Source organism: Pseudoalteromonas sp. NH0006-46, from assembly GCF_057547735.1.
In genome coordinates, this window is sequence record NZ_BAAJML010000006.1 from 114,421 (window position 1) to 126,938 (window position 12,518).

16 protein-coding genes are annotated in these 12,518 nt (G+C 41.7%); 15 read left to right on the forward strand and 1 reads right to left on the reverse strand.

The features are described from left to right. The first annotated feature begins 107 nt into the window (after positions 1 to 107). Positions 108 to 1,070, forward strand: a complete 963-nt coding sequence (gene rluC / locus AC27I2_RS12915) for a 23S rRNA pseudouridine(955/2504/2580) synthase RluC (protein WP_058406047.1) — start codon at positions 108 to 110, stop codon at positions 1,068 to 1,070. 3 nt (positions 1,071 to 1,073) lie between these two features. Continuing rightward, complete coding sequence (locus tag AC27I2_RS12920) at positions 1,074 to 1,724, forward strand: HAD-IA family hydrolase (RefSeq protein WP_138530538.1); 651 nt, start codon at positions 1,074 to 1,076, stop codon at positions 1,722 to 1,724. Positions 1,725 to 1,739: 15 nt separating this feature from the next. Here AC27I2_RS12920 and AC27I2_RS12925 read toward each other — a convergent pair whose 3' ends face one another. Beyond that, positions 1,740 to 2,336: a Maf family protein gene (locus AC27I2_RS12925; RefSeq protein ID WP_487204485.1), complete on the reverse strand. Its 597-nt coding sequence runs from the start codon at positions 2,334 to 2,336 to the stop codon at positions 1,740 to 1,742. Between the two features lie 131 nt (positions 2,337 to 2,467). On the opposite strand from AC27I2_RS12925, the gene yceD reads away from it, so the two are divergent. The 13 genes from yceD (at position 2,468) to AC27I2_RS12990 (ending at position 12,514) form a co-directional block, all read left to right on the forward strand. Then, complete coding sequence (gene yceD / locus AC27I2_RS12930; protein WP_006792308.1) at positions 2,468 to 2,992, forward strand: 23S rRNA accumulation protein YceD; 525 nt, start codon at positions 2,468 to 2,470, stop codon at positions 2,990 to 2,992. Positions 2,993 to 3,002: 10 nt separating this feature from the next. After that, positions 3,003 to 3,173 (forward strand): 50S ribosomal protein L32, encoded by a 171-nt coding sequence (rpmF, locus tag AC27I2_RS12935; RefSeq protein WP_004587686.1) that lies wholly within the window; start codon positions 3,003 to 3,005, stop codon positions 3,171 to 3,173. Positions 3,174 to 3,185: 12 nt separating this feature from the next. Further along, positions 3,186 to 4,226 carry a phosphate acyltransferase PlsX gene (gene plsX, locus AC27I2_RS12940; protein WP_006792307.1) on the forward strand — a complete coding sequence of 347 codons (1,041 nt, stop codon included), beginning with the start codon at positions 3,186 to 3,188 and terminating at the stop codon, positions 4,224 to 4,226. Between the two features lie 53 nt (positions 4,227 to 4,279). Beyond that, positions 4,280 to 5,206, forward strand: a complete 927-nt coding sequence (fabD, locus tag AC27I2_RS12945; RefSeq protein ID WP_487204486.1) for an ACP S-malonyltransferase — start codon at positions 4,280 to 4,282, stop codon at positions 5,204 to 5,206. Between the two features lie 12 nt (positions 5,207 to 5,218). Beyond that, positions 5,219 to 5,965 carry a 3-oxoacyl-ACP reductase FabG gene (gene fabG, locus AC27I2_RS12950; protein ID WP_058406051.1) on the forward strand — a complete coding sequence of 249 codons (747 nt, stop codon included), beginning with the start codon at positions 5,219 to 5,221 and terminating at the stop codon, positions 5,963 to 5,965. Positions 5,966 to 6,214: 249 nt separating this feature from the next. Next, on the forward strand, positions 6,215 to 6,451 hold the full coding sequence (gene acpP / locus AC27I2_RS12955) for an acyl carrier protein (protein ID WP_006792304.1): 237 nt from the start codon (positions 6,215 to 6,217) through the stop codon (positions 6,449 to 6,451). A 274-nt stretch (positions 6,452 to 6,725) separates the two neighbouring features. Then, the gene (gene fabF, locus AC27I2_RS12960; RefSeq protein WP_487204487.1) at positions 6,726 to 7,964 is read left to right on the forward strand and encodes a beta-ketoacyl-ACP synthase II; all 1,239 of its coding nucleotides are present in this window, start codon (positions 6,726 to 6,728) and stop codon (positions 7,962 to 7,964) included. Positions 7,965 to 8,023: 59 nt separating this feature from the next. Next, complete coding sequence (gene pabC, locus AC27I2_RS12965) at positions 8,024 to 8,848, forward strand: aminodeoxychorismate lyase (protein WP_487204488.1); 825 nt, start codon at positions 8,024 to 8,026, stop codon at positions 8,846 to 8,848. Next, complete coding sequence (gene mltG / locus AC27I2_RS12970) at positions 8,842 to 9,828, forward strand: endolytic transglycosylase MltG (protein WP_058406053.1); 987 nt, start codon at positions 8,842 to 8,844, stop codon at positions 9,826 to 9,828. The genes pabC and mltG overlap by 7 nt, the downstream gene beginning before the upstream one ends. Before the next feature lie 7 nt (positions 9,829 to 9,835). Next, positions 9,836 to 10,462, forward strand: a complete 627-nt coding sequence (tmk, locus tag AC27I2_RS12975) for a dTMP kinase (RefSeq protein ID WP_006792300.1) — start codon at positions 9,836 to 9,838, stop codon at positions 10,460 to 10,462. A gap of 1 nt (position 10,463) precedes the next feature. Next, positions 10,464 to 11,378, forward strand: coding sequence for a DNA polymerase III subunit (locus tag AC27I2_RS12980; protein WP_487204489.1), 915 nt, complete (start codon positions 10,464 to 10,466; stop codon positions 11,376 to 11,378). Between the two features lie 11 nt (positions 11,379 to 11,389). Beyond that, positions 11,390 to 11,716, forward strand: a complete 327-nt coding sequence (locus tag AC27I2_RS12985; protein WP_006792298.1) for a PilZ domain-containing protein — start codon at positions 11,390 to 11,392, stop codon at positions 11,714 to 11,716. 18 nt (positions 11,717 to 11,734) lie between these two features. Beyond that, positions 11,735 to 12,514, forward strand: coding sequence for a TatD family hydrolase (locus tag AC27I2_RS12990; RefSeq protein WP_487204490.1), 780 nt, complete (start codon positions 11,735 to 11,737; stop codon positions 12,512 to 12,514). Positions 12,515 to 12,518: the final 4 nt, after the last annotated feature.

Sequence of the window (12,518 nt, forward strand, 5' to 3'; positions counted from 1 at the left end):
AAGCACCGTTGTTATTTGCAAATACTAAAATATTTGCGCTGCTGATTATCCCACTATTATAACTGTGTTAGCAACTAAATTATTTTACTTAAATCAGTGATTAGGCAATGTCAGAAAAAACCGGCTTACAAGTATCTTTTGTCACGATCAACGAAGACCATTTAGGTCAGCGAATTGATAACTTTCTTATTACCCATTTAAAAGGGGTGCCTAAAAGCGCAATCTACAAAATTCTTAGAAAAGGCGAGGTGCGTGTAAATAAAAAACGCATTAAGCCAGTGTATAAATTACAGTTAGACGACGTTATTCGTATTCCACCTATAAAAGTGGCAGAGCGCGAAGAGTTTGTACCTTCAAAGCTAGATAAAGTAACGCGCCTTGAAGACGATATTTTATTTGAAGACAAATACCTTATTGTTATAAATAAACCGTCGGGCATGGCAGTTCATGGCGGCAGTGGTTTAAGTTATGGCTTAATAGAAGCGCTACGCGTACTTCGCCCAGAAGAGCGTAACCTTGAGCTAGTGCACAGGCTTGACCGCGATACATCGGGGTGTTTACTTATTTCAAAACGTCGCTCTGTTTTAACATCGTTACACGAGCAACTTCGTGAAAAAACCATGGAAAAAAACTACTGGGCGCTAGTTGACGGGCAGTGGGATGGTAAAACTAAAAATGTAACCGAAGGCCTGCGCAAAAATACACTTAAATCGGGCGAGCGGGTTGTACGTGTTGACAATGTTGAAGGCAAACCGTCGCATACTCGTTTTAAAGTACTAGAGCGTTTTAACGAATGTTCACTTGTACAAGCGTCGCCAGTAACAGGGCGAACGCATCAAATTCGCGTACACACACAATGTAAAGGGCATCCAATTGCATGCGACGATAAATATGGTGACCAAGCGTTTGACGCAGGAATGCGCAAAGTAGGTTTAAATCGCTTATTTTTACACGCCCACGATTTAAGTTTTTATCACCCTAAAAACGAAACCACCATGCGTGTTGAGGCACCCCTTGATAAAGCACTTAGCAACTGTTTATTAAAATTACGTGCAGCTAAAGAGTCTTAATGTATGTCCAGTAAACAATACAAATTAATTATTTTTGATTGGGATGGCACCATTATGGACTCAATTGGCAAAATAGTTAATTGTATTAAGTACAGTGCAGAGTCCTTAAGCATTGCTCCGCCAAGTGACATCGCAATAAAAAATATTATTGGGCTGTCGCTTGAAAAAGCAATGGCGGTGTTATTTCCCAATCACCCAACAAAGCAAACCGCACTAATCAATGCATACAAGGCACATTATAAAGTTGACTCAACAGCCACACCTGTATTTGATGATGTAGCAAACGTACTCAATGCCCTCAAACAAAACGGGGCAGTACTTGCTATTGCAACTGGTAAAGGAAGAGACGGCTTAGAACGCTTATTAGATCAAAGCCAGCTGAGGCATTTTTTTAGTGCAACCCGCACCAGCGACGACGCGCAATCTAAACCCTCACCCGATATGCTTTATCAATTACTAGCTGAGCTTGGCGTAAGTGGCAATGAGGCTCTCATGATAGGCGATACACAAATCGACTTGAAAATGGCACAAGCTGCAAACATAGATAGCATTGGTGTAACCATGGGGGTACACAATGCGCAGCAATTAAGTGAGTTTAACCCAATTGCAACAGTCGATAGCTACCAACAGTTGCAACAGGTTTTAATGGGCTAATACCTAAAGTGCATGTTATTTAGTTTGTAGGCTCAATACATCAACATTAAACTCAGCTAATAATTGGCTGAGTTTAATGAGTGGTAAACCAATTAAACTATTAGGATCGTCACCGCTTAGTTTTTCAAATAAACAAATGCCGAGTCCTTCACTTTTAAAGCTACCCGCACAGTTATAAGGCTGTTCTGCATCGCAGTATGCGCTAATTTGTGCTGTTGTGAGTGTTTTAAAAGTCACATTAAATGGCTCAACAACACTTTCGCTTTGCCCACTTTGAATATCAAAAACACATAATCCCGTTAAAAAAGTTACGGTTTGTCCACTAAATAAGCTTAATTGTTTTACAGCGTTTTCTTTATTATGCGGTTTACCTAGTATTTGATTATTAAACACAGCCACTTGATCAGATCCAATGACTAAACCTTCGTTAAAATATTTAATAGATTCAGCAGCTTTAAGTTCACTTAAACGCTTAACTAGGTCATGAGGTGCCTCGTTTTCAAGAGCTGACTCATCAACGTCTGGCGAAAAGGTTTCAAACGGTAAATTAAATTTTTGTAATAAAGACTGCCTAAAAGGCGAGCTTGAGGCTAAAATAAGCGGGTGCTTCATGAGTGGTTTTCCTAAGATAAATCAGATTGAGTTAGGATAAATCAGATCCGTGAGTAAAACACGTGAAAAACCTAGTAAAAATGGTTTTTTACTTTGACTAACAAACTAACTATCTATATGATGCAGCCCCTATGCAAAAGGTAAAAATTCCCTTCACTCTTCATCCTGGGAAAGCAGCGCAACACCGTTTATCATACGATGGTATTGTACCGCTTGAAAAACTGACTCGTTTACGAGGTGTTGTACAGGAAGAAGTAGGTGAAATAGCGGTAAAAATTCAGTGCAAAAACGATGAGCAAGGTTTAGTTGTGATTAGCGGCAATTTGTCCACACACGTAACTGTAACTTGTCAACGTTGTAATGATGATTTAGGGTTGGATTTGGATCAAGACTTTATGTATTCGCCTGTTGGTTTGGATGCTGAGTCGGATGATCTTCCAGAAGACTACGATGAAGTAGCGCTTGATGAAAACGGTGAAATTAACGTGTTTGAGTTAATCGAAGACGAACTAATTTTAGCGGTGCCATTAGTGCCTACACACAACGAAGCTTCATGCAATTACTCGTCAAAGCCTGCCAGCTTTGGTGTATTAAAAGCGGAAGATGATAAACCAAATCCATTTGATATTTTGAAACAACTTAAGAAAGATTCTTAGGAGAAGACTAATGGCTGTACAAAAAAGCAAAAAGTCTCGTGCAAGACGCGGCATGCGCCGTTCACACGATGCGATCAACGGTCCAACTTTAACAGTTGACCAAACTTCAGGTGAGACTCATCGTCGTCACCATGTAACTGCTGACGGTTACTACAAAGGCGTTCAAGTAATTTCTAACTAAGAGATTGCTTTGATGCTGAATAATCTAACCATAGCGTTAGATATGATGGGGGGCGATTACGGCCCCCGTTCATCTATTCCTGCTGCTGTTAGTGCAGTAAACGCTCACGCCAACCTTACACTTATTCTGTGTGGTAACGAGCAAGTTATATCTAAAGAACTCGAATCCCTCGATTCTTTATCTCACCCAAGACTCATAATTCGTCACTGTAGTGAAATAGTCACTAATGCCTGCGAACCTGCTGTTGCCGTGCGTTCAAAAAAAGATTCCTCAATGCGTGTTGCCCTTGATTTAGTTAAATCAGGCGAGGCTCAAGCATGTGTAAGTTCAGGTAATACTGGCGCATTATTTTTTATGGCGCATTACGTATTAAAAATGTTGCCCGGTGTAAAACGCCCCGCACTTATTTCATCAGTACCTACAGAGCGTAAAAATCCAGTTTATTTGCTCGACCTAGGCGCCAACGTACATTGTGATAGCGAAATACTCTACCAATTTGGTTTAATGGGTTCAGTGGTTGCAGGCCAAGCGCTTGGCTGTGATAACCCACGGGTAAGTTTATTAAACATTGGTGCCGAAGACATAAAAGGCCACGACGACATAAAACACGCCGCACAATTAATGCAGCAAAGTCCGCATATAAATTATATTGGCTACAGTGAAGGCAGCGATATTTTTACAGGCAAGGCCGACGTCATTGTATGTGAAGGGTTTGTTGGCAATGTTGCCCTTAAAACCTGTGAAGGCATAGCCAAACTTATCATGAATAAGTTCTCAAAAGCCCTCGAAAAACACCTTTTATATAAATGTATGGCGTTTATGCTTAGCCCAATCATAAAAAAACTCTATAAAAGGGTGAACCCCGACCAGTATAACGGTGCTTCTCTGGTAGGATTGCGCGGTATTGTCGTTAAAAGCCATGGAAATGCCTCAGCTAAAGCATTTCAAGCAGCAATCGATGAAGCGGTAAAAGAAGTTGAACGCCAACTTCCCACTAAAATAGCCGCTATTTTCGAAAAAACACATTCTAAAGACACGGTGGCCAATCAGTAAATTGATGTGCCGTGTATTTCATTATTTATTTGTTTAATTAAAAAGAGCAAAGTATGGCACAAAAAATTGCACTTCTATTCCCAGGTCAAGGTTCGCAAAGCGTAGGTATGTTACAAGCGCTCCTAGAAACTTCCGACATTGTAAAATCAACGTTTGCAGAAGCATCAACCGCATTGGGATACGACTTAGCAGCGTTAGTTCTTAACGGTCCAGAAGAAAAACTAAACGAAACCCACCGAACTCAACCTGCACTATTAACCTCAAGCGTTGCGATTTATCGCGACTGGTTAGCTAAAAACCCAGACGCCGATGTCGTAATGGCAGGGCACAGCTTAGGTGAATATTCAGCACTGGTATGTAGTAACGTAATTAGCTTAAGCGAAGCGGTTAAATTGGTTGAAAACCGAGGCTTGTATATGCAAGAAGCCGTACCGGCTGGTGTAGGTTCTATGGCCGCTATTATTGGTTTAGGCGACGACGAAATTAAAGCAGCGTGTGCAGCATCTGCGCAAGGCGAGGTTGTATCGCCAGTTAACTACAATTCACCCGGTCAAGTTGTAATAGCGGGGCATAAAGCGGCTGTAGATAGAGCATCAGTAGCCTGTAAAGAAGCCGGCGCAAAACGCGCATTACCGCTTTCGGTAAGTGTGCCTTCGCATTGTGAACTAATGAAGCCTGCGGCAGATAAATTGGCAGCAGATTTAGCCGCTTTAACATTTAATACACCTAAGTGTGATGTAATTAATAATGTAGATGTAAAAGCAGAAAGTGCAGCAGACGCGATTAAAGATGCACTCGTTCGCCAATTATACAGCCCAGTACGCTGGACAGAAACAGTGCAAGCGCTAGTCGCCCAAGGTATAACGCAAAGCTACGAATTTGGCCCAGGTAAAGTTTTAACAGGCCTGGCAAAACGAATTGATAAAGCAATGGTATGTGGCTCAGTAAACGACGCCGCTTCAATTGATACAGCTAAATAAGAGTATATAACAATGTCTAACTTATTTTCTTTAGAGGGCAAAGTTGTCCTAATTACAGGCGCAAGCCGTGGTATTGGTAAAGCAATTGCAACTATGTTGGTTGCACAAGGCGCAAAAGTAGCCGGTACAGCAACAAGCGAGTCGGGTGCGGCTAACATTAGTGAGTATTTAGGTGATAACGGTAAAGGTTATGCATTAAACGTCACCGATCCTGCTTCAATTGAGGCAACTTTGGCGGCAATAAAAGCTGACTTAGGCGATATTGACGTACTTGTAAATAACGCAGGTATCACGCGCGACAACTTACTTATGCGTATGAAAGAAGCCGAGTGGGACGATATTATCGATACCAACCTAAGCTCTATTTTCCGTTTATCAAAGGCTGTTTTACGCCCAATGATGAAGAAAAAGAACGGCCGTATTATTAATATTGGCTCGGTTGTGGGCACTATGGGTAACGCAGGCCAAGCCAACTACGCTGCGGCTAAAGCGGGTGTAATTGGTTTTTCTAAGTCGCTTGCACGTGAAGTGGCCTCGCGTGGTATTACAGTAAACGTAATTGCACCGGGTTTTATTCAAACAGATATGACCAACGAGCTAACCGATGACCAAAAAGCAGCCACATTAGCAAATGTACCGGCGGGTCGTTTAGGTCAACCTGACGAAATTGCAGCGGCAGTGTGTTATTTAGCATCTGACGCGGCTGCGTATGTATCAGGCGAAACTTTGCATGTAAATGGCGCGATGTATATGGTTTAATAACCATATAGCCTTTAAAAGATTAAAATTAAGTTGGCTTAATTCACTAAAAAACATTGAATTATTTGTGAACTTGCTTTAAACATACTTGAAATTGCTATTAAAATAAGCGATAACAGGGAAAACACACACTCAGAGGTTTGACCAGACAATTATTTACGGTCAAATCATTGAATCAGAGAATTATGCGGCGTAAACTACCCCGCAATCTGAAAATAACGCATTGGCGTTTTAATAAAGGAAAGAAGAATGAGCGATATCCAAGAACGCGTAAAAAAAATTATCATTGAACAACTAGGTGTTAAAGAAGAAGAAGTTAAAAACGAATCTTCTTTCGTAGATGACCTAGGTGCAGATTCTCTTGATACTGTAGAACTAGTAATGGCTCTAGAAGAAGAGTTTGACACTGAGATCCCAGATGAAGAAGCTGAAAAGATCACTACAGTTCAAAGCGCAATCGATTACGTAACAGCTCACGCTGAGTAATCATTGTATATTAAAGGCAGCATTCGCTGCCTTTAATCTATGTATTCAAACCACCTCAAAGTTCATGATTCAAATAGCAAACCTTAACTCCCCAAATTTAACTAACATTAATTTTGTTTATGTTATGTGTTGTCAAACAAGTTTGAGACTCGCACTTTGAGGTTGCTTGGGTATTAATCCCCTTGTGAATCTAATTGGATTAAAAAAACCATTTAAAAAGTAAAATGGTACAAATTTTAATAAAATTATAAATATCCCTTATTGGAGGCAAACCGTGGCTAAACGTCGTGTCGTCGTAACTGGCTTAGGAATGTTGACGCCGCTAGGCAATGATGTTCAATCAACCTGGCAAGGCTTATTAGATGCTAAAAGTGGAATACAAACAATAACACACTTTGACACATCAAAATTTGGAACAAAGTTCGCTGGTTTAATCAACGACTTTGATGCATCGGCTTATATGCCACCCAAAGATGCAAAAAAAATGGATTTATTTATCCAATACGGTTTAGCAGCGGGCGTTCAAGCCTTTCAAGATTCGGGCCTAGAAATCACAGAAGAAAACGCAACGCGAATTGGTGTTGCTGTTGGTTCTGGTATTGGCGGCCTAACGCTAATTGAAGAAAACCACGTTAAGTTACTTAACAGTGGCCCACGTAAGTTATCTCCATTTTATGTGCCTTCTACCATTATTAATATGATCTCGGGTCATTTATCAATAATGTACGGTTTGCGTGGCCCTAACATTTCAATTGTAACCGCCTGTACAACAGGCTTACATAACATTGGTCATGCCGCCCGTATGATTGCTTACGGCGATGCCGACGCAATGGTAGCCGGCGGAGCAGAAAAGGCCTGTACACCTATTGGTATGGGTGGCTTTAACGCAGCCAGAGCATTATCAACTCGTAACGACGATCCACAAGCTGCATCACGCCCGTGGGATAAAGACCGTGACGGTTTTGTACTTTCTGACGGTGCAGGTGTTGTTGTGGTTGAAGAATACGAACACGCAAAAGCACGTGGCGCAAATATTTATGCCGAACTAGTAGGTTTTGGTATGAGTGGCGATGCATTCCACATGACCTCGCCACCAGAAGACGGTGCCGGTGCAGCCCTTGCAATGGAAAACGCATTAAAAGATGCGCAAGTAAATGCAGAGCAAGTAGGTTACATAAACGCCCACGGTACATCGACCAACGCAGGCGACAAAGCCGAAACAGCCGCCGTTAAGTCTATTTTTGGTGATGCTGCAAAAAACGTAATGGTGGGCTCGTCTAAATCGATGATGGGTCATTTACTCGGTGCAGCCGGCTCGGTTGAATCAATTGTGTCGATATTGTCGTTAAAAGATCAAAAAGTGTCGCCTACTATTAACCTTGATAACCCAGATGAAGGCTGTGACCTAGATTACATTGCACATACAGCACGCGATGCAAAACTAGATTACTCACTGTGCAACTCATTTGGCTTTGGTGGTACTAATGGCTCGTTGCTATTTAAAAAGGTATAATCTTTTTTAACAACGAACCACTTTATAAGAGCTCAGTTGTTTAACTGGGCTTTTTTTATATGCAAAAAATAATAAATAATACGCAAACAATCATCAACGCCAGTAAATCAAACGCCGTTAGCACAAGCGACAGAGGCTTAAACTATGGTGATGGCTTTTTTACAACGGCAAAAATAGCTAATGGCCAAGTTGAATATTGGCACCACCATAAAGCACGCTTAGCTGAATGCGCAAAGCGCTTAGCCTTTCCTGAGCTCGACTTTATTTCACTAGAACAACACCTACATAACCAAGTAAACCAAAAACAAACAGGTGTATTAAAAATACTCGTAACACGCGGTGAAGGTGGGCGAGGGTATGGCCTACCAAGTGAGTGTAATTTAACCATTATAGTAAGCGTACTTGAATACCCTACACATTATCACTCGCTTGCAGAGCACGGTATTAGCCTTGAAATAAGCCCAATAAAATTAGCAGCGCAGCCATTGCTCGCAGGGCTAAAAACCCTAAACAGGCTAGAACAAGTACTCATTAAAAACGCCATGCAAACGCAAAATTGCGACGACGTACTGGTGCTCGACTACAACAACCATGTTATTGAAGCGTCAGCAGCCAATATAGTTGCCATTAAACACGGTAAATTATTTACGCCAAAGCTGAATGAATGCGGTATAAAGGGCGTTTATCTGCAAGCGTTATGTGATAAATTAACGGTTGAGTTTAAACACATTACCGTAAACGATTTAACAGAGGCCGATGCGGTATTTATATGTAATAGTTTAATGCACGCCGTACCTGTTAAACGTATACAGCAGCAAAGTTTTAATGTAGCGCATAGCAATACATTATTAACCCAATTAATAGCCAAGGAGGCTGAGTGTTAAAAGTTATTTTATCAGTTGTACTTTTAGCGATTATTAGCACCGCTATTGGCTATCAGCAATTGCAGGCAACTTTGCAAAGCCCACTAAAAGTAAGCGAAAACACCCAATTTGAGGTTAAAAAAGGCACGGGCTTTAATAAACTATGCCAACAGTGGCAAGCAAATAACTGGCTTGAAAGCTGCTGGCGTTACCAAGTTATTGCAAAGCTTGATCCCACACTAACCGATTTAAAAGCAGGGCTTTACGCGCTTTCAAATACCAGTGTTATTAACAACATAAAAAAAATAAACCAAGGCCAACAAATCAGCTTTAGCTTTACCATTATTGAAGGCCAAGCGCTACGCGATGTTATTGCTAACATTAAAAATGCGCCTAACTTAAAAAACGATTTAAAATTAGATGAGTTAAGCCAACAAATTTTGGGCAACAACACATTTTTAGAAGGGTGGCTGTTTCCAGACACCTACCACTACCAACATAACGATACCGCAAGCAGTGTATTAAAACGTGCCGCACACACTATGCAACAAACACTAAACGAAGCATGGCAGCAACGCGCTGACGATTTGCCTTACAACACCGCTTACGAGGCACTCATAATGGCTTCAATTATTGAAAAAGAAACCGCCTTAGCCAGCGAGCGCCCGTTAATAGCGTCTGCTTTTGTAAATAGATTAAACACAAAAATGCGCCTACAAACCGATCCAACCGTAATATACGGCCTAGGAGAAAGCTTTGACGGCGATATTAAATACAAAGATTTACGAAATCACACGCCATACAATACCTACCGTATTGATGGATTACCGCCAACCCCCATAGCCATGCCATCTAAAGACGCTATTTTAGCAGCGGTAAACCCGCCACAAAGCGACTATGTTTACTTTGTAGCAAAAGGCGATGGCAGCCACCAATTTTCAACCACGTTAAAACAACATAACGCGGCAGTTAAAACCTATATTTTAAATAAAAAGAATTAACTTGTTTATGAAACCAAAATTTATAGTAGTAGAAGGCCTTGAAGGCGCAGGTAAATCAACCGCTATTTCGCTTTGCCAAGACTTTTTAAACAAAAAGCAAATTGAGTACATTAACGTACGCGAACCTGGCGGCACGCCATTGGCCGAGTCGTTACGCACCTTGGTAAAAGCCGAGCACAAAGAAGAAATAGCGTTCGAAACCGAACTGCTAATTATGTACGCTGCACGCTCGCAGTTAATGCATAACGTAATAAACCCAGCGCTTGAGCAGGGTAAATGGATTTTAGCCGATCGTCACGATTTATCGTCTCAGGCATACCAAGGCGGCGGGCGTGGCATTAGCTCAAATACACTGGCGTCGTTATCGTCTATGGTATTAAAAGGCTTAAAGCCCGATTTAACCATTTACCTCGACATAGATCCAGTAATAGGCCTTGAGCGCGCTAAAGGGCGTGGCGAGCTTGATCGAATAGAGCAAGAAGCCATTGAGTTTTTTCAGCGCACACGCATGCGCTACCTAGAGCTTGCAAGCGACGACAACTCAATTAAAACCGTAGATGCCAATCAAGAAATTGATAAAGTACATCGCGATATCACAAACGTATTACGCACTTTTTTTGAAGAGCTAAAATAACATGTCCTTGCCATGGCTATATGAAACACAGCAACACTTAGCACAAAGCTTTCGTGGTCAGCGTTTTCATCATGCCCAGCTGTTTTGTGGGCCTGTGGGGGTAGGTAAGTTTGCCTTAAGTGACGAGCTAGCCAATGCCTTGTTATGCCAAAATATTACACAGCAAACAGCCGCACCAAACAGTATTTTAGCGCCATGTGGGCAATGTAAAAGTTGCTCACTAAACCTTGCTGGCACACACCCCGACAAGCGCATAACTCAGGTAGAAGGCCAAAGTATTGGCGTAGACGACATACGCGCCATAAGCGACTTTATGAACCACTCTGCGGCGCAAAATGGCAACAAAGTAGTGGTAATCGAAAACTGCGAAAAAATGACCATGGCAGCGGCTAACGCCTTATTAAAAACGCTTGAAGAGCCAAGCAATAGCCGGTTTTTAATATTAACCACAAGTCAGCCCGCACAACTACCAGCCACTATTTTGAGCCGATGTGCTAAAACCGACGTAAAAGTAACCAGTACGCAATTAGCGCAGCAATGGCTTGAGTCGTTACAAATACAAAGTTACACGTGGCTACCGCTTTTTTACAGCCAGCCATTGCAAGTAAAACAATGGCAAGAGCAAAACCAGCTACAAAATATAGATACCCTCTATAAGTTTGCAACTGAGTTTAAACAAAGCCATAATTTCAAAGCGTTAGTAGATATAATAAATAAACAACCGGAGCTGGTTCGTATATTTACCTTATTTTTAAGCGAGCAATTAAAACAGCAATTATTACAAGGCATGAGCTTTGAAGCGTATCAAGAAGCGCAAAAAGCACTCAGCGAATTTTTGCAAAATAACACAAAAATTCTTGGCCTTAATTTACCGCTCGCCGTATCGCGATTAGCGTACATTTTACGTAATAAATAAAAGGATTATCCATGCAAGAGCTATTAGTAGATATAGACGACCTAGACGAATTATATCGCTGTTACATGCCTTACTTAAAAAAAGGCGGCTTATTTGTACGCACTAACATGCGTTACGAAGTAGGGCACTCGCTGGCGTTACGTGTAACCCTTCCCGATGCACTCGAAGACGACATAGTAACTGGCAAAGTGGCGTGGATCACCCCACAAGGTGCGCAAAGCTCAAATCCACCAGGTATAGGTATTAGCTTTTTAGACGACAAAACAAACCTAAACGCCAAGATCGAAAAACTACTGGGGACTATGTTAAACTCCGGTAATCCAACTTACACCATGTAGTAAAAAACAGGCCCAATTTTGATTGTAGATTCGCATTGCCATTTAGACCGTCTTGATTTTGATAAACTCGATTTAAACCTAGGCCAAGTGCTAGACCAAGCACGTGCCAAACAGGTTGAACATTTTTTGTGTGTAAGCGTAACGCTTGACCAGTTTCCAAGTATGCTTGATAAAATTAAGCACTACGACGATGTATCGGCCTCGTGTGGCGTACATCCGCTCGATCAAAAAGACGCGCTTAACAAACAGCAATTAATTGATTTAGCATCGCACAACAAAGTAGTCGCCATAGGCGAAACGGGGCTTGATTACTACTACGCAAAAGACACCCATGCCGTGCAGCAAGCCAGTTTTGTAGGCCATATTGACGTGGCTAACGAGCTACAAAAGCCGCTAATTATTCATACTCGCGATGCCCGCGCCGACACCATAAACCTAATGCGCGAGCACAAAGCCGAAAACTGCGGCGGCGTACTGCACTGTTTTACAGAAGACTGGGACATGGCTAAAAAAGCCATCGATATGGGCTTTTATATTTCTATTTCAGGCATTGTAACGTTTAAAAATGCGGTAGAGCTTAAAGACGTAGTAAAGCAAATTCCACTCGACCGACTACTAATAGAAACCGATTCGCCGTATTTAGCCCCAGTCCCACACCGTGGGCAAACTAACCAACCCGCTTACGTGCAAGACGTAGCCTATTACATTAGCGAACTTAAAGGCATTAGTTTTAACGAGCTGGCAAAAGCCACCACCGATAACTTTTACTCGCTATTTAAATTAGCAGCTAAAGGCTAACCTT